The 19,343-nt window shown below is 65.0% G+C and carries 19 protein-coding genes; 9 read left to right on the top strand and 10 right to left on the bottom strand.

The features are described from left to right. The 7 genes from B5D62_RS26995 (at nt 1) to B5D62_RS26965 (ending at nt 6,716) form a co-directional block, all read left to right on the top strand. Nucleotides 1–699, top strand: a complete 699-nt coding sequence (locus B5D62_RS26995) for an alpha/beta fold hydrolase (RefSeq protein ID WP_085937164.1) — start codon at nt 1–3, stop codon at nt 697–699. Further along, nucleotides 696–1,097, top strand: a complete 402-nt coding sequence (locus tag B5D62_RS26990) for a GNAT family N-acetyltransferase (RefSeq protein ID WP_085937163.1) — start codon at nt 696–698, stop codon at nt 1,095–1,097. Before B5D62_RS26995 ends, B5D62_RS26990 begins: the two co-directional genes overlap by 4 nt. 86 nt (nt 1,098–1,183) lie before the next feature. After that, nucleotides 1,184–1,603 carry a eukaryotic release factor 1 family protein gene (locus B5D62_RS26985; protein WP_085937162.1) on the top strand — a complete coding sequence of 140 codons (420 nt, stop codon included), beginning with the start codon at nt 1,184–1,186 and terminating at the stop codon, nt 1,601–1,603. Nucleotides 1,604–1,747: 144 nt separating this feature from the next. Next, a complete protein-coding gene (locus tag B5D62_RS26980) occupies nt 1,748–2,746 on the top strand; it encodes an HlyD family secretion protein (RefSeq protein WP_085937161.1) in 999 nt (332 codons plus the stop codon). A 4-nt stretch (nt 2,747–2,750) separates the two neighbouring features. Further along, nucleotides 2,751–4,496 (top strand): ATP-binding cassette domain-containing protein, encoded by a 1,746-nt coding sequence (locus B5D62_RS26975; protein WP_085937160.1) that lies wholly within the window; start codon nt 2,751–2,753, stop codon nt 4,494–4,496. Next, entirely contained in the window at nt 4,493–5,611 is a 1,119-nt protein-coding gene (locus B5D62_RS26970; protein WP_085937159.1) for an ABC transporter permease, read from the top strand. Before B5D62_RS26975 ends, B5D62_RS26970 begins: the two co-directional genes overlap by 4 nt. Before the next feature lie 4 nt (nt 5,612–5,615). Beyond that, complete coding sequence (locus B5D62_RS26965) at nt 5,616–6,716, top strand: ABC transporter permease (RefSeq protein WP_085937158.1); 1,101 nt, start codon at nt 5,616–5,618, stop codon at nt 6,714–6,716. 16 nt (nt 6,717–6,732) lie between these two features. Here B5D62_RS26965 and B5D62_RS26960 read toward each other — a convergent pair whose 3' ends face one another. Then, nucleotides 6,733–7,167 (bottom strand): CHRD domain-containing protein, encoded by a 435-nt coding sequence (locus tag B5D62_RS26960; protein WP_085937157.1) that lies wholly within the window; start codon nt 7,165–7,167, stop codon nt 6,733–6,735. A gap of 233 nt (nt 7,168–7,400) precedes the next feature. On the opposite strand from B5D62_RS26960, the gene B5D62_RS26955 reads away from it, so the two are divergent. Then, nucleotides 7,401–8,369 carry a cation diffusion facilitator family transporter gene (locus B5D62_RS26955; RefSeq protein WP_085937156.1) on the top strand — a complete coding sequence of 323 codons (969 nt, stop codon included), beginning with the start codon at nt 7,401–7,403 and terminating at the stop codon, nt 8,367–8,369. Between the two features lie 12 nt (nt 8,370–8,381). Here the strand turns inward: B5D62_RS26955 and B5D62_RS26950 are convergent, their stop codons facing one another. Genes B5D62_RS26950 through B5D62_RS26940 form a run of 3 tightly spaced genes read right to left on the bottom strand, consistent with a single transcriptional unit; the run spans nt 8,382 to nt 12,089 of the window. Next, complete coding sequence (locus tag B5D62_RS26950; protein ID WP_085937155.1) at nt 8,382–9,920, bottom strand: hydantoinase/oxoprolinase N-terminal domain-containing protein; 1,539 nt, start codon at nt 9,918–9,920, stop codon at nt 8,382–8,384. Beyond that, nucleotides 9,917–10,999, bottom strand: coding sequence for a DUF917 domain-containing protein (locus B5D62_RS26945; protein ID WP_218191336.1), 1,083 nt, complete (start codon nt 10,997–10,999; stop codon nt 9,917–9,919). The genes B5D62_RS26950 and B5D62_RS26945 overlap by 4 nt, the downstream gene beginning before the upstream one ends. Nucleotides 11,000–11,009: 10 nt before the next feature. Further along, nucleotides 11,010–12,089 carry a DUF917 domain-containing protein gene (locus tag B5D62_RS26940; protein ID WP_085937153.1) on the bottom strand — a complete coding sequence of 360 codons (1,080 nt, stop codon included), beginning with the start codon at nt 12,087–12,089 and terminating at the stop codon, nt 11,010–11,012. A gap of 87 nt (nt 12,090–12,176) precedes the next feature. On the opposite strand from B5D62_RS26940, the gene B5D62_RS26935 reads away from it, so the two are divergent. Further along, entirely contained in the window at nt 12,177–12,746 is a 570-nt protein-coding gene (locus tag B5D62_RS26935; RefSeq protein ID WP_085937152.1) for an NADPH-dependent FMN reductase, read from the top strand. 27 nt (nt 12,747–12,773) lie between these two features. Here the strand turns inward: B5D62_RS26935 and B5D62_RS26930 are convergent, their stop codons facing one another. From B5D62_RS26930 to soxB, 6 genes are all read right to left on the bottom strand, one after another. After that, nucleotides 12,774–13,445 (bottom strand): AroM family protein, encoded by a 672-nt coding sequence (locus B5D62_RS26930; protein ID WP_085937151.1) that lies wholly within the window; start codon nt 13,443–13,445, stop codon nt 12,774–12,776. A gap of 9 nt (nt 13,446–13,454) precedes the next feature. Beyond that, nucleotides 13,455–14,432: an ABC transporter ATP-binding protein gene (locus tag B5D62_RS26925; RefSeq protein ID WP_085937150.1), complete on the bottom strand. Its 978-nt coding sequence runs from the start codon at nt 14,430–14,432 to the stop codon at nt 13,455–13,457. A gap of 91 nt (nt 14,433–14,523) precedes the next feature. After that, a complete protein-coding gene (locus tag B5D62_RS26920; protein ID WP_218191333.1) occupies nt 14,524–15,570 on the bottom strand; it encodes an ABC transporter substrate-binding protein in 1,047 nt (348 codons plus the stop codon). A gap of 24 nt (nt 15,571–15,594) precedes the next feature. Beyond that, nucleotides 15,595–16,410, bottom strand: a complete 816-nt coding sequence (locus B5D62_RS26915) for an ABC transporter permease (RefSeq protein WP_085937148.1) — start codon at nt 16,408–16,410, stop codon at nt 15,595–15,597. Beyond that, a complete protein-coding gene (locus B5D62_RS26910) occupies nt 16,407–17,288 on the bottom strand; it encodes an ABC transporter permease (RefSeq protein ID WP_085937147.1) in 882 nt (293 codons plus the stop codon). The genes B5D62_RS26915 and B5D62_RS26910 overlap by 4 nt, the downstream gene beginning before the upstream one ends. A 345-nt stretch (nt 17,289–17,633) precedes the next feature. Next, the gene (gene soxB / locus B5D62_RS26905; RefSeq protein WP_085937146.1) at nt 17,634–19,343 is read right to left on the bottom strand and encodes a thiosulfohydrolase SoxB; all 1,710 of its coding nucleotides are present in this window, start codon (nt 19,341–19,343) and stop codon (nt 17,634–17,636) included.

Here is a 19,343-nt window from a genome sequence, read left to right as displayed (position 1 = left end):
ATGCCGCGTCCGACTCTTGTGCTGCTGCCGGGGCTGCTGAATACGGCCCGCCTGTTCGAGCGCCAGATCGCCGACCTCGGAGACGTTGCGGACATCGTGGTGCCGGAACTCCACCTCTACGATTCCATCCCGGCAATGGCACAGGCAGCATTGGCCCTGACGCCGCAGCGCTTCGCCGTGGCGGGTTTCTCGATGGGCGGCTATGTCGCCTTTGAGATCCTTCGGCAAGCACGGGAGCGTGTGGAGAGGTTGGCCCTGATCGATACCCAGGCCTCGCCGGATTCGCCCGACGCCACGGCTCGCCGCCGCGGCTTCATCGACCAGACCAGGATCGGTCGCTTTCGCGGCGTACAACCCTCGCTGCTGCCGATGATCGTACATCCGGCGCGTCTCAAGGACATGGATGTCGTGCAGCCGATCCTCGACATGGCTCAGGAGGTGGGGGCCGAAGGATTCGTGCGCGAGCAAACGGCCATCATGGCGCGCCCCGACAGCCGGCCGCTGCTGGCGCAAATCGACATTCCGACCGTGGTGGTCGTCGGCCGTCAGGACCAGATGACACCGCTGTCGCGCTCCCAGGAAATGGCGGCGGACATTGCCAACGCACGCCTGGTCGTCCTCGAGCAATGCGGACACATGTCGCCGCTCGAGAAACCGGACGAATTGAATCAGGTGCTCAGGAGATGGTTGACCTCATGACCACGGTCTATGCCCGCGAGGATTACCTCGCCGCGGACGACTATATCGACATCGTCAGGAAGTCCGGCCTCAACCGGCCGATCGCGGATCGTGGTCGCATCGAGCGCATGCTTGCCCACGCCAATCTCATCGTGACGGCGCGGCAGGACGGCCGGCTGGTCGGTTTCGCCCGCTCGCTGACCGACTTCTGTTACTGCTGCTACCTTTCCGATCTGGCTGTCGACAAGGCCTGTCAGGGACAAGGCATCGGCAAGCGCCTGATCGAGGAAACGCGGACCCAGGCCGGTGGAGCACTGACCACGACGCTGCTTCTGGCGGCGCCGACAGCGGTCAGTTTCTACGATCGCATCGAGATGCCGCGCGCTGACAACTGCTTCCTGTACCGACGGGAAAGATAGGCGCCCTGGTACCTTGACCTGAATCAATGCTCCGCAAGCGTCAGCAAAGGACTTTAGCTGCTGCTGAACCTGGTCAGGAGAGTTCGATGCCGCATAGCCATGCCGTTGTCTGGCTTGATTTCAAGGAAGCGCACATCTTCCGCTTCGACCCCGACGACGTGCACCATGAGCGTATCCGGGCGCACAATCCCTATCGCAAGGTCCACCACAAGGCCGGTGCCATCGGGGCTGGACATGCGCACTCCGACCAGGACTTCTTCAAGGAGATCGCCCAGGTGCTCGATGGCGCGACCGAGTGGCTTCTGGTCGGGCCAGGTTATGCCAAGAACGACTTCCTGCATCATGTCGAGGCGCACGAGCCCGCGCTCAAGGACAGTCTCGTCGCGGTCGAACCGATGGATCATCCGACGGACGGCGAGCTCATCGAAAGCGCGCGCTGCTTTTTCAAGGCCGCAGACCGCATGCTGCCAAACTCGCCGCCGGCTCCCGGCCAGCCCTTGCGCTAGCGGTTCCGCGCGCCCCCTTGATCGCGCTGTTGCCGGCGAAGCAGTGCGGGCGACCATACCTCCGCCTGGATTGACGCTGGTCAATGCAGGCGGTCGTGTGCTTGCATAGCTTTGCACAACCCATCCTGCAAGTGAGTACCGGGTATGACGAAGACGCAACGTCGTTGGGGCACGCTGTTCCTGAGCCTCCTCGTGCTCGCGGCCGTTGCGGCTGTCGCCTGGCGTGAATGGCCTCGGCAACCGCCCACTGTCCTGACGCTCTACGGCAACATCGATATCCGCCAGGTCGACCTCGCCTTCAACGACATCGGCCGCGTCATCGAGATGCGCAAGGAAGAAGGCGACCATGTCACGACGGGCGAGCTCCTGGCGCGCATCGAACCGCAGACCTACGCCGATCTCGTTTCGCTCAGCCAAGCCCGCGTCGATGCCCAGCGCGCGGCGGTGCAACGCCTTGTCACCGGCAGCCGGCCCGAGGAGATCGCCCGCGATCGCGCCTCTGTCGAGTCGGCCCAAGCCGATCTGGTCAATGCCGATCTTCTCCTGACGCGCCGAACCGAACTGCTGAAAAGCGGCGGCGTATCACGCGAGATCTACGAGGAGACCAAGGCGGCCGACGACATGGCGCGGGCGCGCCTCAAGGTCGCCACGCAAGTCTCGCGCCTCACCGATATCGGCCCGCGCCAGGAAGATATCGACGAGGCCAAGGCCACGTTGCGTGCCGAGGAGTCCCTCCTGGCGTTGGCGCAACGGCGTCTGGCCGAGACGGAACTCAAGGCGCCAGCAAACGGCATCATCCTGAGCCGCATCGTCGAACCCGGGACCATGGCGAGCGCGACCAATCCGGTCTACACGCTGTCGCTGACCGACAAGGTCTGGGTGCGCGCCTATATCGGCGAGCCCGACCTCGGCCGCGTCCATCCGGGCCTCGAAGTGAAGGTCAGCAGCGACGGCGACCCTGGTCGCCTGTACGACGGTTGGGTCGGATTCGTCTCGCCGACCGCCGAGTTCACGCCCAAGACGGTCGAGACGACGGAACTTCGTACCCAGCTCGTCTACCGGCTCAGGGTCTTCATCCGCAATCCGGACGAGCGCTTGCGTCAGGGTATGCCGGTGACCGTGCATATCGCGCTCGGGCCTTAGGGCCATGGCGCCCGCCGCGCCGCCTATCGTCGTCGTCGACGCCGTCACCAAGCGCTTCGGCAAGGGACCGCAGGCGACCATTGCGCTCGACCACGTATCGGCCGAGATCCGCCCCGGTCAGATCACCGGCTTGGTCGGGCCGGACGGCGCCGGCAAGACGACGCTGCTCCGCCTGATTGCCGGCCTGCTCAAACCGAACGAAGGCAAGATCACCGTCCTCGGCCAGGACAGCGTCACCGCCGTCACGACGGTCCAGCACGACATCGGCTATATGCCGCAGCGCTTCGGCCTCTATGAAGATCTCACGGTCGCGGAGAACCTCGACCTCTACGCCGACATGCACGAACTCGACGGGACCGTGCGGCAGGAGCGCTTTGCCTCGCTCCTGGCCTTTACCGCCCTTACCCCGTTCGTCGAGCGCCTCGCCGGCAAGCTTTCCGGCGGCATGAAGCAGAAACTCGGACTTGCCTGCGCGCTTCTCTCCCGGCCCAAGCTCCTGCTGCTCGACGAGCCGAGCGCCGGCGTGGATCCTGCCTCGCGTCGCGAATTGTGGCGCATCGTGCGGACCATGGCCGGCGAAGGTGTCGCGGTGATCTGGAGCACGGCTTACCTGGACGAAGCGGAACGGTGCGACTCCTTTCTGCTCTTCGCCAATGGGCGGCTGCTCGCCTCTGGATCGCCAACCGATTTCAGCCGCAGGGTCGACGGCCGCACGTTCCTGATCACGGTGCCGCCGGGCCACAAGCACCGTGTACAACGGCGCGCCGCCGCCGATCCCGCTATTGCCGATGCCATCATCCAGGGCGAGCGGATCCGCATCGTCCTGAACGACGGCGCAACGCTTCCCGATGCGGCCGTGCTCGGCGGAACAGGCTTGCCGCAGCCGGTACGACCGCGCTTCGAGGATGCCTTCGTCAGCCTGCTGCATGGACGCACGGCCCCTCGGTCGAGCCCGGCCGTCCCCGAAGAGTCGACAAGCACCGCCGTCACCGACGGCGCGGCCATCGAAGCGCACGATCTCACGCGTGACTTCGGCGCGTTCCGGGCCGTCGATAATGTCACCTTCACCGTCGCACCGGGTGAGGTCTTCGGCCTGCTCGGCCCCAACGGCGCCGGCAAATCGACGACCTTCCGCATGCTGTGCGGCCTGCTGGAGCCGAGCGCCGGCAGCGCGCGCGTGGCGGGCGTCGATCTCGGCACGGCGCGGGCAGCCGCACGCGAGCGCATCGGCTACATGTCGCAACGCTTCTCGCTCTATGGCGAGCTTTCGGTGCGCGACAATCTCGACTTCTTCAGCGGCGTCTACGGCCTGAGCAGCACGCGGCGCCGGCAACGCATCGATTGGGCCCTAGAGAGTTTCGAGCTCGGACCGGTCGCCCGGCAAACTTCGGGGAGCCTGCCGCTCGGCTTCAAGCAACGGCTGGCGCTTTCCTGCGCCCTGCTTCACGAGCCGCGCGTGCTGTTCCTCGATGAACCGACCTCGGGTGTCGATCCGCTGATGCGGCGCGAATTCTGGGCCCGCATCGGCGCCCTCGCCGAGCAGCGCGTCACCGTGCTGGTCACCTCGCACTTCATGGACGAAGCGGAGTACTGCGATCGTCTGGCCATCGTCTATGGCGGCCGGATGATCGCCATGGGCAGCCCCGACGATCTCAAGCGACGCTTCGTCAGCGACACCCTGCCCGATCCGACACTCGAGGATGCATTCGTGGCGCTGATCGAGACCCAGGGCACAAAGGCGGCGCCATGAGGAGAACGCGCCTTCTCGGCCTGCTGCGCAAGGAATTCCTGCAGATCATCCGCGATCCCTCGTCGATCGCCATCGCCCTGGTGATGCCGATCGTGCTGCTGGTGCTGATCGGCTATGGCGTGTCGCTCGATGCCCGCGGCGTCACCTTCGGTGTCGTAGACGAAAGCCGCAGCGTCGAATCGGCGGGATTCTTCGAGGCTTTCGCGACCACGCCCTACTTCAAGCCGACGGATTTCGTCGACAGCCGCCAGGCCGAGGCGGCCCTGATGCGGGGCGATATCATGGGCTTCGCGGTATTGCGGTCCAACTTCTCCCGCGAGCTGGCAAGTCCAGGTCACGCCGTGCGCATCGCGATCGTGGTCAACGGCGTCGATGCCAACAACGCCCGCATCGTCAGCGGCTATGCCCAAGGCGCCGTGGCCGTCTGGGCGAATGGACGACGGGCCGAGCGCGCCCTGGTCGCACCCGGTGCCGTCACCCTAGAGAATCGCTACTGGTTCAACCCCGAGATCCGCAGCACCAACTTCATCGTGCCCGGCCTCATTGCGCTGATCATGACGATGATCGGCGCCCTGCTGACCGCGCTGGTCGTCGCGCGCGAATGGGAACGCGGCACCATGGAAGCGATGATGGTTTCGCCGGCCAGCATGGCCGAGATCATCGTCGGCAAGCTCGCGGCCTACTTCGTGCTCGGCATGGGCAGCCTGGCGGTTTCGATGGGTCTCGCCATCTTCCTGTTCCAGGTCCCGTTCCGCGGCTCGCCGGCGGCGCTGATCGGCATCTCGGCGGTCTTCCTCGTCGTGGCTCTGGCCATGGGATTGCTGATCTCGACCGTGGCGCGCAACCAGTTCGTCGCCGCCCAGCTCGCCTTCCTCGTCACCTTCATGCCCGCCCTCATCCTGTCGGGGCTGCTGTTCGACATCGAGAGCACGCCGGTCTGGGTCAGGGCCATCACCTTCATCTTCCCGGCCCGCTACTACGTCTCCTGCCTGCAGACGCTGTTCCTGGCAGGAACGGTGCACGAGATCCTGCTGCCCAATGTCCTGATACTGGCCGTCTTCGCGGCCGTTCTCCTTGCGGCGGCCATCGCCCGTACGCGCCGCAGCCTGGAGTAGCGTCATGTTGCGTCGCATCCTCTCCTTGATCATCAAGGAGTTCCTGACACTCTGGAAGGATCCCAAGAGCCGGTTCGTGATCATCGCGCCACCGTTGATCCAGCTGGTGCTATTCGCCAACGCCGCCACCTTCGACGTAAACCACGTCGCTCTCGGCCTGTGGGTCGAGGACAGCGCGCATCCCGCGCGCGAACTGGTGAGCCGCTTCGAGGGATCGACGGCATTCGATGTCGTCGCGCATTTCGACAATCCCGGCGACGTCGAGCGAGCACTGTCGGCGCAGCGCGTGAAGGCGATCCTGCATCTTGGTCAGACCTTCTCCGCCGATGTTCTCGCCGGTCGACCGGCAAAGGTGCAGCTCCTGCTCGATGGCCGGCGCTCCAACACCGCGCTCATCGTCCAGAACTACGCCGCCACTATCCTCGAGAGCTTCCAGCGCCAGCGCTCGATCCGGCCCGAGGCCGGCCTGCAACTCGAGACGCGCGCCTGGTTCAATCCCAACTACGACAGCCAGTGGTTCATCCTGCCGGGACTCACGGTGCTGCTGACGGCAGTGGCGACGATCCTGATCACGGCGCTGTCGGTTGCACGGGAGCGCGAGCTCGGCACTTTCGAGCAGCTGCTGGTGACGCCGCTGCGACCGATGGAAATCCTGCTCGGCAAGGCGATCCCGCCGACTTGCATCGGCTTCGTCGAGGCGAACGTGATCGCGACCATCGCGGTCGTCTTCTACGGCGTTCCCTTCATCGGCAACATCCTGCTGTTCCATGTTGCGGTCGCCGCATTCGCTGTTTCGACGATCGGGATCGGCATGGTGATCTCGTCGATCGCCCGCACCCAGCAACAGGCGATCCTGGGTGTCTTCATCTTCCTGGCACCGGCGATCGTGCTGTCCGGCTTCGCCACGCCGATCGCCAACATGCCGCAATGGAGCCAGGAACTCACGCGCATCAACCCGATCGCCTACATGATCAGGTTGACGCGCGGCATTTTCCTTCAGGATGTGAGCTGGTCCCTCGCTTGGGATCAGCTCTGGCCGATGCTGGTGATCGGCATCGTCACCCAGGCCTATTCGACCTGGCTGTTCGCGCGCAAGCTGCAGTGAGCGCTACGGGCGGCTTCTACGGCGCCTTCGTCACCTGGCCGCGGATCTCTCCGCCCGGATGAGCCGCCGTGTGAACGTTGAAGTACATCTTGCCGGCCTGCAGGTCGGCCGCCTGCGCATCGGTCAGCGTCGCCTGGTCCTTGATCGGTGTATGGACGTCCTTGATGGGAATCAGCACGCCGGCATTGGCGCCCGGTTCGGCCGGACCATGGAAATGAGCCGCTGTCGCTGGCCCGGTCAGGCCCATATAGGTCACCGTGTAGGTCAGCTTCTTGCTCGACGTGTCATAGGTTGCATCGAGCTTGCCAGTCCCCTTGCTGTCGTTGGCGGGCACTTCCGAGGACGCCTTCAGATCGGCAGAATAATGCTGGGATTCGGCAAATGCCGCTGATGTGAAAGCCAGCATGGCAATGACGCTCAAGCTCGCAACGCGGGAAGGCAAAGTGATCATGGCGATCCTCCTGTCCAAATGACACAATGGCAGCACATTGTCGGCCCCCGCTCGGGCGACGGCCTTGGTGACTGTAGCAGCTTGGGCGTGAAATGAAGCCTGCTTCGACAGGCTCACAAAGGATTGAGGCGCGCCTGTTCCGGCCCTTTACCGTCGCGTCCGCGCCGCCTATGCAGTCAAACGATCATTCGAATGTCCGAACCCACGGAACATTATAACGCTGCGTGACGCCCATGCACGACCACCACTCTCACGCCCATGACCACGACCATGGCGGCCCCAACCATGGCAGCCACGGCCACGATCATGGTCACACCCATGCGCCGCGCGACTTCAATCGTGCCTTCGCGGTCGGCGTGGCGTTGAATACCGGCTTCGTCGTCATCGAGGCCGCTTACGGTTTCGTCGCCAACTCCCTCGCCCTGCTGGCCGATGCCGGCCACAATCTCGGCGACGTGCTGGGCCTGCTTCTCGCCTGGGGTGCCGCCGCTTTGGTCAAGCGCCGTCCGACCGCACGGCACACCTATGGCCTGAAGCGGAGTTCGATCCTGGCCTCGCTCGCCAACGCGATCCTGCTGCTGGTCGCCGTCGGCATGATTGTCATGGAAGCCGTGCAGCGCCTGAGCCGGCCTGAGCCGGTGGCCGAGATCACGGTGCTGTGGGTGGCGATCGTCGGCATCGTCATCAACACCGCCACGGCCCTGATGTTCATGCGCGGCGGCAAGAACGACATCAATATCCGGGGTGCATTCCTGCACATGGCGGCGGATGCCGCAGTGTCGCTCGGCGTGGTGATCGCCGCCCTCGCGGTCATGGCCACGGGGTGGCTATGGCTCGATCCGGTGGTCAGCATCGCGATCGCGATCGTGATCACGCTGGGCACCTGGTCGCTGCTGACCGGATCGCTCAACCTCGCCCTCGATGCCGTGCCCGATACGATCGACCGACCAGCGATCGAGACCTATCTCGCGAGCCTGCCAGACGTGACCGAAGTGCATGATCTGCACATCTGGGGCATGAGCACGACCGAGGTCGCCCTCACCGCACATCTGGTGCGACCAGGCGCGCCGCTCGACGATGGCCTACTTGGCCGCGTCGCGCGGGAGCTGGCCGACCGCTTCGGCATCGTCCACAGCACCATCCAGATCGAATCGGGCGATCCCAACCACCCCTGCCAGCTCGCGCCGGCCGAGGTGGTCTGACCGGCCGACAGCTCAGCTTGCAGCGACGTCGCCCACGACGCGCACCCGCACGCGCACGGAGTTGCCCGGCAGGTAGGCGAGCGGCATGTCCTCACTCTCGATGGTCTTGAGCGTCGTGCGGTCGGCGCCGGCCGCCACGGCACGATCGTTCGCAATGCCTTGAGCCGCCGCCAAGGCTTCGGTCCGCGTCATATCCTTGAAGATCTGATCGCATTCGCCCGAGACCTGCGCGATTGCCGCGCCGACCGCATTGGCGCAATCGCCGTGCTCGACATGGATCACCTTGGAGACGCCCGCGAGTTTCTCCGGGATCAGGAAGGCGCCGCCACCGACCGCGATCAGGGGCACATCGCCAGCCTCGGTCTTCATGCGGTCGATCGCCTCCTCGGCCATCTTCGCCGCCTCTGCGAAGACCCTCTTGCAGGTGGCTGCGTCGATGTTGGCGACCTTCGACTTGTCGCCCAGCTTCAGAACGCCGGCGGCAATGGCGATATCGGTCGTGGTCAACTGGCTGCCGCCAAAGGCAATGCCTTCCTTCAGCAGCCGGTAGCCCACCGACACCGGCCCGACCTTGAGCGGATCGAGCTGCACGTGACTGCCGCCGCCGAGGCCGATCGACAGCAGATCGGGCATGCGGAACAACGTGCGCACGCCGCCGACCTGGACCACCGAGTTCGCCTCGCGCGGGAAGCCGTGCTTGAGCTGCCCGACATCGGTGGTCGTGCCGCCGACATCGACCACCATCGCGTCGCTCAGCCCGGAGAGATAGGCCGCACCGCGCATCGAGTTGGTGGCGCCGGAGGCGAAGCTGTAGACCGGCAGCCGCCGCGCCTGGCTTGCTTCGGCAACGGTGCCGTCGTTCTGAGTGATGAAGAGCGGTGCATCGATGCCCGAATCGTGGATGGCCTTCTCGAAGGCAGCGATCGTATCCCGCGCCAGATCGGCCAGCGCCGCGTTGAGCAGCCCCGCATTCTCGCGCTCCAGGAGACCGATACGGCCGAGATCGGACGAGCAGGTGATCGAGGCGTCCGGCAGCACCTTCGCCACCAGCTCCGCCGCCCGCTTCTCGTGGCTGGGATCGAGCGGCGAGAAGATCGCCGAGATTCCGACCGACTTCAGTCCGGCCGCCTTCATCTCTTCCGCCGCCTTGAGGACTGCCGCCTCGTCGAGCAGCATGAAGGGACGGCCGTCATACTCATGACCGCCCTCGACCATCCAGACGCCGCCGCGCACCAGCGCCGCGAGATCGTCTGGCCAGTCGCAGAACGGCGGCAGCGACGCTGCGGCCGGCATGCCAAGCCGCAGCGCCCCGACCTTGGTGAGATGACGCCGCTGCACCACCGCATTGATGAAGTGCGTGGTGCCGATCATCACGCCATCGATCTTCTTGTCCTTCAAGGCGCCAGTCGAGCCGAGGCTCCTGAGCGAGTCCAGGATGCCGGTCGTCACGTCCTCGCTGGTAGGCGCTTTGACCGCGCGGATTACCTTGCCTTCTTCGATCAGGACAGCGTCGGTATTTGTGCCGCCCACGTCGATGCCGATACGTCTCATGACGAAAACACGCTCCTGTAATCGAGGTCGTAGCCGAAGGCGCGCGGGCCGACATGCTCCAGGCCCTTCGGCGTCAAGAAAACGTCCGGCGGCGGCAGTGCGATCACGGTCACGCGCTGGCCATAGCGGATCGTCTCGCTGCCCACCGCTTCGCCCGACACCGAGTCGAGCACGCAGATCAGATCGGGAGTCATGGCTAGCGGCTTGCCGTCGCGCGAGGCGATGATCCATTCGTTCTGGAAATCGATGGTCAGCGTCGAGCCGGAATAGTCGTCGAGCCCGTCGAAGCGCGTGATGCCACGCAGGTAGCCTTCTGTGACGCGGCGCGCCACATCCATCACCTTGCCGCGGAACAGCAGCTTGCCGGGCTCGACCGCGAGGATGGCCACGATGGGATCGGCGTGCGTGCGCTGTGCCTCGCGCACCGCGCGGCCGATCGCGATGGCCTTGCTGGTGGTGCCGTGAATGCCCCACTTCTTCACCTCGGCGCCGGTACGCGGCGGCTGACAGGTGGAAGCGGTCGAGCCGTATTCGACCACGATCTTGCGGCCGACGCGCTCGGCCCATTTCCAGGTCGGCACCGTCTCGACAACGGACTCCAGCCCGCGTACGTCGACGACCGTCATCGGACAGGGTTTCAGTCCGCCGACTGCCACCGAGGTCATCTGCGCCTCCGGGTAGGCGCGGCCCATCGTGTCGCTGTCGACCACGGGGATGCCAAGATTGGCGGCCACCAGCAGCGGACGCACGCCGTTGCCGCCGCCGATCTCCATGCCCATGACGGCATCGAACTTGCGTCCGGTGTGCTCCTCCATCAGCCGCGCCGCGCGGGCGAAGACACGATGGTCGGTCAGGCGCTCGATGCCCACCAGCGGCGCCCCCATGCCGGCGATCACCGCGACATAGGCGTCATCGGCCAGGTCCTCGGCGTCGATGAGATGCACCCGCTTTCCCTCACGGTGAAGCAGGCGCATGTTCAGCAGCGACAGATACGGATTGCCGCCGCCGCCCGTGCCCAGCACCCAGGCGCCGACGGCCAGCGATTCGACGTCGTCTTCGGTGATCTCACGCCGGCTCACGCCCAACTCCTCACGCAAAGACGCTCTTGAAGTCGATGTCGTAGCCGAAGGCGCGCGGCCCGACATGCTGCAGGCCCTTCTCGCTCAGGAACACCGGCGGCGGCGGCAGGGCGATCACGGTCACGCGCTGGCCGTAGCGGATCGTCTCGGTACCGACCGCTTCTCCTGCCACGGAATCGAGCACGCAGATGAGATCCGGCGACATTGCCACCGGCTTGCCGTCGCGCCAGGCGACAATCCATTCATTCTGGAAGTTGATCTCGAGGCTGGAACCGCGATCCTCGTCCATGCCCTCGAACCGGGTCCGTCCGCGCAGGAAGCCCTCGGTGGCGCGACGCTCGACATCGACCACCTTGCCGCGGAACAGGATCTTGCCCGGCTCGACCACGAGGATCGCTGCCACCGGATCCTCGTGCTTGCGCTGCGCCTCGCGCACGGCATGGCCGATCGCGATCGCCTTGGTCGTGGTGCCGTGGATGCCCCACTTCTTCACCTCGGCGCCGGTGCGCGGCGCCTTGCAGGTCGAGGCGATCGATCCGTATTCGACGCAGATCTTGCGGCTGACCCGTTCCATCCATTTCCAGGTCGGCACTTTCTCGACCACTGACTCGAGGCCGCGCACGTCGACGGTGGTCAGTGGACAAGGCTGCAGATCGCCCACGGCCACCGACGTCATCTGCGCCTCGGGATAGGCGCGGCCCATCATGTCTGAATCGATCACGGGGCGCTTGAGATGCGCCGCCGCCATCAACGGCTGGATCGAATTGCCGCCGCCGATCTCGAGCGCCATGATGCCGCGGAATTTGTGGCCGGTGTGACGTTCCATCAGGTCGACCGCGCGCGCGATCGTGCGGCTGTCCGTCAGGCGCTCCTGTCCCACCAGGGGCGCGCCCATGTTGGACACGGCCGCAACCCAATCGTCATCGGCCAGCTCCGACGCCGGCATCAGTTGGACGCGATGGCCCTCCTTGTAGAGGGCACGCATGTTGAGCAGGCCGAGATACGGGCTGCCGCCGCCGCCGGTTCCCAGCACCCAGGCGCCCACGGCGAGCGATTCGATGTCGTCGAGTGTGATGTCGCGTAGCGGCATTGCGTTTGCCAACTCCTTCAGCGCCTTCTATGTAGCCGTCTGCCTGCCGCCTGACAAAGGAACGGCCCTCAAGGGAGACCATACGCAATGTCCGAGCCGATCAAGCTGGCCGCGTTCTGCGGCAGTCTGCGTAAAGCGTCGTTCAATCGCCTGTCGCTCAATGCGTTCATCGAACGCGTGCCGGCCGGGGTGACGGTGGAGACGATCGAGATCGGCGACTGGCCGCTCTACGATGCCGACATTCAGGCCAAGGGATTTCCCGACAAGATCCAGGCCGCGCAGAAGACGATGCTTGCGGCCGACGGCCTCGTCCTGGTGAGCCCGGAATACAATTACGGCATCTCGGGCGTGTTGAAGAACGCCATCGACTGGCTGTCGCGCATGACGCCGCAGCCGTTTGCCGCCAAGCCGATCGCGCTGTTCGGTGCGTCGATGGGCCTGCTGGGCACGGCGCGGGCGCAGTACCAGTTGCGTCAGACGCTGGTGTTCCTCGACGGACGCCCGCTGAACAAGCCCGAGGTCATGATCGGCCAGGCGCAGAACCGCTTCACCGACGGCAAGCTGACCGACGAAGCGACCAGCAAGATGCTGACCGATCTCGGCGCGGCGCTGGCCCTTGCGGTGCGACAGGCCAAGGCCGCCGCTGCGGTGAAGTAAACGGATCATTCCAGCCGGGCCGCGTCTTCAGTCGAGCATCTCGCGCAGCACGCGGCCGGTCGCGGTGATCGCGAGCAGCGTCGGCACGCCGAGTGCCGGCTTTACGTGCTGCTTGGTCAACGGCGTGTAGCTCATGCAGTCCATGGCCACCAGGTCAGGCTGGCGCGCCGCCAACCGACGCGCCGCCGCCTCGGCCTCCCCGGCATCCGCACTGGGCGCCAGGGCCTCTGCCACGATCTCGAGGCCGGGCCGGACCCACTTCGACGTGAGCTTTTCCGCCTGCTCGATCAGGGGAATCAGCAGGCCCAGCCTGCCGCGCGGCAACAGGCCCGTCGCAAGGCCGTTCAGGACGCGCGATGGAAACAGGATGCCTTCATCGCCTTCCATCGGCGGGAAGTCGCCGGTGCAGGCATAGACGATGGCATCACAGCCGTCGGCCCGCAGCTTGGCGATGGTCTCCGGCGAGCGGGCGATCACGGCCTTCTTTGAAATCTTCACGTCGCGCTCGCCGCGCAGGCGGGTGTAGAGCGTATCGGCGCCGCTTTCCGGCGTGAGCCTATCGACCTCCGCGTCGCTCAGCCCGTCGAGCGCGCCCCGCAGAACGACCTTGGTCCCCGGCGGAGCATGCTGGGCAAAGAGGGCGGCAATATCGTTGCGGGGCGACTGGCCGATGGTGATGACGCCAAGAGTGCGAGCCATGGCACGCTCCTAGGATTCCAAGGTAACGATATCGGTGTCGTTCCACGCCAGACCGACGGCATCGCCGGCCGCTCTCGGACTGCGCTCGCCCGAATGGGTTTCGCGCGCGAGATATGTGCGCCCACCGGCGCTCACGCGATAGAGCGTGGCGCCGCCAAGGAAGTTGGCGGTCTCGACGGTACCGGCCAGCCGCGCCTGCGCCGTCGGCACGAGACGAATTTTCTCCGGCCGCAGCGCCCGCGGCTTCGATCCGTCGTCCAGCAGATTGATCTCACCGATGAAGTCGGCAACGAAGCGGGTGCGCGGACGCTCGTAGATCTCGGTCGGTGAGCCGACCTGTTCGACCTTGCCTCTGTTCATGACGGCGATGCGATCGCTCATCGCCAGCGCCTCTTCCTGGTCGTGCGTCACGAACACCAGGGTCACGCCCAAGCGCTGCTGCAATTCCTTCAGCTCGAACTGCATCTGCTGGCGCAGCTTGCGATCGAGCGCACCCAGCGGCTCGTCGCACAGGAGCACACGCGGCTCGATCACGATGGCGCGGGCGAGTGCGACGCGCTGCTGCTGGCCGCCGGAAAGCTGTGCCGGACGACGATGCTCGAACCCGGTCAGCGCCACCTGGGCCAGCGCCGCGGCGACGCGACGGTCGATCTCGGATCTGGACACGCCCCGCATGCGCAAGCCGAAGGCTACGTTCTCGGCCACGGTCCGGTGCGGGAAGAGCGCATAGGACTGGAACACCATGCCCATGTCTCGGTGGTGCACGGGCACGTCGGTGATGTCCTGGCCGCCGACATGGACGCGGCCAGAATCCGGGCTCTCGAAGCCCGCAATCATGCGCAGCGACGTCGTCTTGCCGCAGCCCGATGGGCCCAGGAGCGAGAAGAACTCGCCGGCCTTGATCTCCAGGGTCACGCCATCGACGGCAACGACCTTACCGTCGAACGACTTGGTGACGGACTCGAGTTTGATGGAAGCGGATGTCATACACGCACCTTGTCATCCCAAGCTCGGTCGCCGACGGACCTTTCCTGCATCTTGAAAGGTCCCGCACCACCCTTGGGTGACATCGTTCGCTTCAGCCCTTCAGGATCTTCGTAACCCGCGCGTCGATATCGTCCTTGCGGGCGTTGTACCACTTCCAATCCGGCTGGATCAGCGTTGCGACCTTTTCCGGTGTCGTCAGCAGCTTGGCGTCGTACTTGGCGTCGAGCTTCACCTTCTTGTTGGCAGGCGAATACCACACGCCTTCGGCCAGGAGCTTCTGCACCTCGGGACGGAGCATGAAGTTCACGAAGGCGAAGGCCAGTTCCTTTACCTTCGACCCCGGAGTCACGTTGAGCACCTGCTCCAGCGCCATCACCCCTTCCGTCGGGCTGCAGAAGTCGACCGGCTGACGATTGGCGCCTTCATAGCGATAGACGCCGGAATCATGGATGACGCCTTCACTCACCTCGCCCGACAGCAGCATCTTTTCCATCTGGCCGGTGAAGTCGACCAGCTTGATCGGCTTGAGCTGCTCGAGCGCCTTGTAGGCGGCGTCGAGATCCTGGAGTCCCTTGCCGTACACCTTGCCCAGCATCATCAGATGACACTGGCCGAGGCTGTTGACGGGAATGAGGTAGCCACCCCGGGCACCGGCCAGCTTGGGATCGGCGAGATCCTTCCAAGACTTCGGCGGCGTGATGCCCTTGTCGGTGCGGTAGCCGAGGCCGATCGCACTGGTGAAGATCGCGACGCCGACGATCTTGTCGCTGTTGGCCCAGGGATAGACATCGGCAATGTTCGGCACTTCCTTGGCCGTGATCTTGTCCAACACCAGCCCCTGCTCGACCGCGCTCCACTGCTCGTTCGAGTTGGTGTGGAAGACGTCGTAGAGCGGATCGTTCTTGGAACTGGCCTGCAGCTTGGGCAGGAACGGGAAGGCCTGGTCGGCCGAGACCTTGCAGTCGTGCTCCTTCTCGAACATGGGCAGGAGCGTGTCCTTCATGATGTCGCCCCACTTGCCGCCCCAGGTCGTGATCTTGAGCGTCTTGGTCTCGGCATGAAGGATGGCGGGCGCACCGATCGTGGCGGCCGCAGCCAGGCCGGCTCCGGCCCGCAAGGCTTTACGACGTGAAATCATGATCAACCCCATCTGTATTCCCCATCACAGCTTAACGTAGGCTTTGAGCCCGATCAGCCTTTCCAGCGCGACCACGACGGCCAGGGCCAGCAAGATCGAGACCATCGAGGCGGCGGCAATGGCGCCGTCGAGGTCGAACTTCATGTAGTTGAACAGCACCACCGGCAGGGTTTCGCCCTTGGGAACGACCAGGAACAGCGATACCGGGAACTGATCGAAGGAGACGATGAAGGCGAATACGCCGCCCGCGAAGACGCCGGGCCGGATCAGCGGCAGCGTCACCTCGAAGAAGACGCGGGTCGGGCTGGCCCCCAGCACGGAGGCCGCCTCCTCGATCCGACGGTCGAAATTGTGCAGGACGGCCAGGGTTGTCCGTAGCACATAGGGCACCGCGACCAGGGTATGGGCCATGATCAGCCCCCAGACGGGGCGGCCGATGCCGGCTAGGAGATAGGCCTGGAACAGCGCCAGACCGGTCAGGATCGCCGGCAGCATCAGCGGCGACATGAAGAAGGCCGTCAGAAAGGCCCGGCCGGGCAGGTTGCCACGCGCCAGCGCCAGCGCGCAGGCCCCTCCGATCACGACCGACAGGACCAGCACGCAGGCGGCCACCCACAGCGATAGCCACAGCGCGCGCATGAAATCGCCGCCCTCGAAGAACTTCACGAACCAGCGCAGACTCACGCCGACCGGCGGGAACGAGATGTACGGAGTCGGATTGAGGGCGAAGACCAGGACGATCGCGATCGGCACCAACAGGAACGCCAGCAGCACCAGATTCAGGCCAAGATAGGCGGTCCTGCCCAGGTCGAAGGGCTTCTTGTTCACGGCGGCGCTCATGCCAGCCCCTGCTCGCCGGACAGGCGCCCCAGGATGGCGTTGTAGGCGATCACGATCACCAGGCAGACCGCCAGCAGGATCACGCCCAGCGCGCCGGCAAAGCTCGGATTGAAGCTGGTGCCGAGCTGCTGGGCGATCAGCATCGGCAAGGTCAGAACGTCCGTTCCGCCCATCAGCGACGGCGTCACATAGGCGCTGATCGACAAGGCGAATACCAGCAGCGAACCGGCCAGGATGCCAGGCAGGCTAAGCGGCAAGGTCACCTCGAGGAAGGCCCGGAAGCGGCCGGCGCCAAGACTGCGCGCCGCCTGTTCCAGCCGCTCGTCGATGCGCGCGATCACACCGATCAGCGTCAGCACCATGAACGGCACATAGATGTGCACGAGAGCCACGACCGTGCCGAACTCGTTGTACATCAGCGGCAAGGGCTTGCTGATCAGGCCCCAGGAGATCAGCGTCGTATTGATGACGCCCTTGTCCTGCAGGATGGTCATCCAGGCAAAGGTGCGGACGACGATCCCCGTGAGCAGCGGCGCGATCACCGCCATCAGGGCCAGCGCGTGGCCCAGCCGCGACTGCATGCGCGCCATCCAATGCGCCAGCGGATAGCCGATCAGCAGCGACACGACCGTCGTCACCAGCCCGATCCGCAGCGTTTCCCAGAGCGCATCGTGGAAAATGCCTGCCGAATCCTCGATGAAACGCTGGTAATGGCGCGTCGTCAGAACGGCATTCGGGTTGCTGATGGGATTTCCCGAAAAGAACGACATCACCACCATCACGGCGAATGGCAGGATGAAGAACAGAAGGAAAAGCAGCAGGGCCGGCGCGATCAACCAGGCAATCGGCGACGGACGATGAGAAGCGACGGAAGACATAGGCGTTCCTATCGTGGCGCAAGCCGATGTCCAAATCCACCCGCTGGACATCGTGAAGCAGGCGCGAACGCGCTTCCCTCGATGGCATCGAATTTGCCGGCCCATCGTCGAGGCGCCATGGCTCTCTTCACATCGCCTCGCTCCCGCCGAGGTACACCGATGATCATATTGACATTCGCGGCGAAGGCCGGGTCTCCATTAAAAAACGGAAATTAAAGCATTACCACCAGGTAACTACCCCTCCAAATCGCACAGAACGCACCGCTATAACGGGGCCGAGTTTACCGCCTCGATGCTCGGCACCGCGATTCCGGTCACTACTGGCGAGGACGGCCCGCAGCCCCTTCAGCGCGGCTCGTAGCCCGAAGGATCGGCGCCTAAAACCTTCACCTGGCGATTGGGTTCGAGCCGTACGCGTTTGACCGCTTCCACATACTTGGTCACGACGTCGTAGACGGGAGGCCCCTCGACACCCTCGTTGACCGAGGCCCAGCCGCTCACTGTGTATTTCTTGCCGACGTCGATCTTTTCGCCCGTGCGCAGGAGCGTCAGGTCGGAAATGCGCTGCCCGGCCGGCTTGCCTATGTCGATCGTGTAGGAGAGGCCACCGGCACGCACCATGTCGCCGCCCTGCTGGTAGTAGGGATCGGGATTGAAGAGATTGTCGGCGACGTCCTCCATGACCTCCTTGAGGGCCGCGCCGGTCATCTCGGTGCGGTATGCCGCCGGATAGGTGATGGCGGTCTGGTTGAAGATATCGTCGCCGCTGATCTCCTGCTCGGGCAGCAGGGTGGCGCCCCAGCGAAAGCCGGGCGATAGGGCGATCTCGACATCGCGCTCCGCCATGAGCGCCTGGCAGATCAGATCGTCGAAGGTGCCGTTGAAATTGCCGCGGCGATAGAGAAGGGATTCGGTATAGCCGACCACTTTCTCCAGCGCGGCGCTGTGCGGCGCGCGCACCTCGCGGATTAGGCCGGCCATATCGGGATCCGGGTCGATCACGTCGGCCAGCACCGGGATCAGGCGGAAGGCGTAATTCTGGATGCGCTTGTCGCGGATTTCGAGATCGAGCCGGGCCAGGAACTTGCCGTGGCTGCCGGCCGCGACCAGCAGCGTGTCGCCGACCTTCACGGGCGCGGGAAGCGCATCGTGCGTATGGCCGGTCAGGATCACGTCGATGCCCTTCACCCGGCCGGCCAGCTTGCGATCGACATCGAAACCATTGTGGCTCAACAGGACCACGAGATCGACGCCGTCATCGCGCAGTTTTGCGATGTGGGTCGCGAGCTTCTCTTCTTCTATGCCGAACGACCAGTCCGGGATCATGTAGCGGGGATTGGCGATCGGCGTATAGGGGAAGGCTTGCCCGATCACGCCGATCCGCACGCCGCCGCGCTCGAACACCGTATAGGGCTTGAACACCGGATCGCCCCACGTCGCGTCCTTCACGTTCCCCGCCAGGAACGGAAAATTGAGCTGCTTGATCAGCTCCTGGACGCGGTCCTGGCCGTAGGTGAATTCCCAATGCGCGGTCATGGCATCGACCTGCAGTGCATTCATCAGGCGCACCATGTCGGCGCCCTTGTTCTGCAACGCCGTGTAGCTGCCTTGCCAGGTGTCGCCGCCATCGAGCAGCAACACCTTGCCAGGGCGCTCCGCCCGGATCGCCTTGATCAAAGTTGCCATTCGATCGAGTCCGCCCATGCGGCCGAAAGTGCGGCCGAGCGCCTCGAAGTCGGTACAGGCCAGCGCATAGGCATCGTAGCTGCCGCGCGTGATGTTGTAAGTGGCGAGCAGTCTTTCGCCGACGAGATGAGGCGGCAGTCCGCGCGCCGCGCCGACACCGATATTGGCCGAGGGCTCACGAAAATAGATCGGCACGAGCTGCGCATGCAGGTCGGTGAAGTTAAGCAGCGTCACCTGCCCGACGGCGTCGAACCGCAGCAGGTCGTCCTGGCGCGGGAAGGCGGTCTGCGCCAGGCCGGGGCGCGTCGCCGCCAGTGCCGCCATGGCCGTGGCGACCTGGAGCAGCTCGCGGCGGCCGAGGCCGGTCAT

The sequence above is a fragment of the Enhydrobacter aerosaccus genome (genome assembly GCF_900167455.1).
In the GTDB taxonomy this organism is placed as follows: domain Bacteria; phylum Pseudomonadota; class Alphaproteobacteria; order Reyranellales; family Reyranellaceae; genus Reyranella; species Reyranella aerosaccus.
Note: the sequence above shows the minus strand (reverse complement) of the source record. Positions and strands in the feature narration are given on the sequence as shown.

Coding starts and splice junctions, on each gene's coding strand:
- B5D62_RS26995 (WP_085937164.1), top strand. CDS start 1: ATGCCGCGTCCGACTCTTGTGCTGCTGCCGGGGCTGCTGAATACGGCC.
- B5D62_RS26990 (WP_085937163.1), top strand. CDS start 696: ATGACCACGGTCTATGCCCGCGAGGATTACCTCGCCGCGGACGACTAT.
- B5D62_RS26985 (WP_085937162.1), top strand. CDS start 1,184: ATGCCGCATAGCCATGCCGTTGTCTGGCTTGATTTCAAGGAAGCGCAC.
- B5D62_RS26980 (WP_085937161.1), top strand. CDS start 1,748: ATGACGAAGACGCAACGTCGTTGGGGCACGCTGTTCCTGAGCCTCCTC.
- B5D62_RS26975 (WP_085937160.1), top strand. CDS start 2,751: ATGGCGCCCGCCGCGCCGCCTATCGTCGTCGTCGACGCCGTCACCAAG.
- B5D62_RS26970 (WP_085937159.1), top strand. CDS start 4,493: ATGAGGAGAACGCGCCTTCTCGGCCTGCTGCGCAAGGAATTCCTGCAG.
- B5D62_RS26965 (WP_085937158.1), top strand. CDS start 5,616: ATGTTGCGTCGCATCCTCTCCTTGATCATCAAGGAGTTCCTGACACTC.
- B5D62_RS26960 (WP_085937157.1), bottom strand. CDS start 7,167: ATGATCACTTTGCCTTCCCGCGTTGCGAGCTTGAGCGTCATTGCCATG.
- B5D62_RS26955 (WP_085937156.1), top strand. CDS start 7,401: ATGCACGACCACCACTCTCACGCCCATGACCACGACCATGGCGGCCCC.
- B5D62_RS26950 (WP_085937155.1), bottom strand. CDS start 9,920: ATGAGACGTATCGGCATCGACGTGGGCGGCACAAATACCGACGCTGTC.
- B5D62_RS26940 (WP_085937153.1), bottom strand. CDS start 12,089: ATGCCGCTACGCGACATCACACTCGACGACATCGAATCGCTCGCCGTG.
- B5D62_RS26935 (WP_085937152.1), top strand. CDS start 12,177: ATGTCCGAGCCGATCAAGCTGGCCGCGTTCTGCGGCAGTCTGCGTAAA.
- B5D62_RS26930 (WP_085937151.1), bottom strand. CDS start 13,445: ATGGCTCGCACTCTTGGCGTCATCACCATCGGCCAGTCGCCCCGCAAC.
- B5D62_RS26925 (WP_085937150.1), bottom strand. CDS start 14,432: ATGACATCCGCTTCCATCAAACTCGAGTCCGTCACCAAGTCGTTCGAC.
- B5D62_RS26920 (WP_218191333.1), bottom strand. CDS start 15,570: ATGATTTCACGTCGTAAAGCCTTGCGGGCCGGAGCCGGCCTGGCTGCG.
- B5D62_RS26915 (WP_085937148.1), bottom strand. CDS start 16,410: ATGAGCGCCGCCGTGAACAAGAAGCCCTTCGACCTGGGCAGGACCGCC.
- B5D62_RS26910 (WP_085937147.1), bottom strand. CDS start 17,288: ATGTCTTCCGTCGCTTCTCATCGTCCGTCGCCGATTGCCTGGTTGATC.
- soxB (WP_085937146.1), bottom strand. CDS start 19,343: ATGACCGGCCTCGGCCGCCGCGAGCTGCTCCAGGTCGCCACGGCCATG.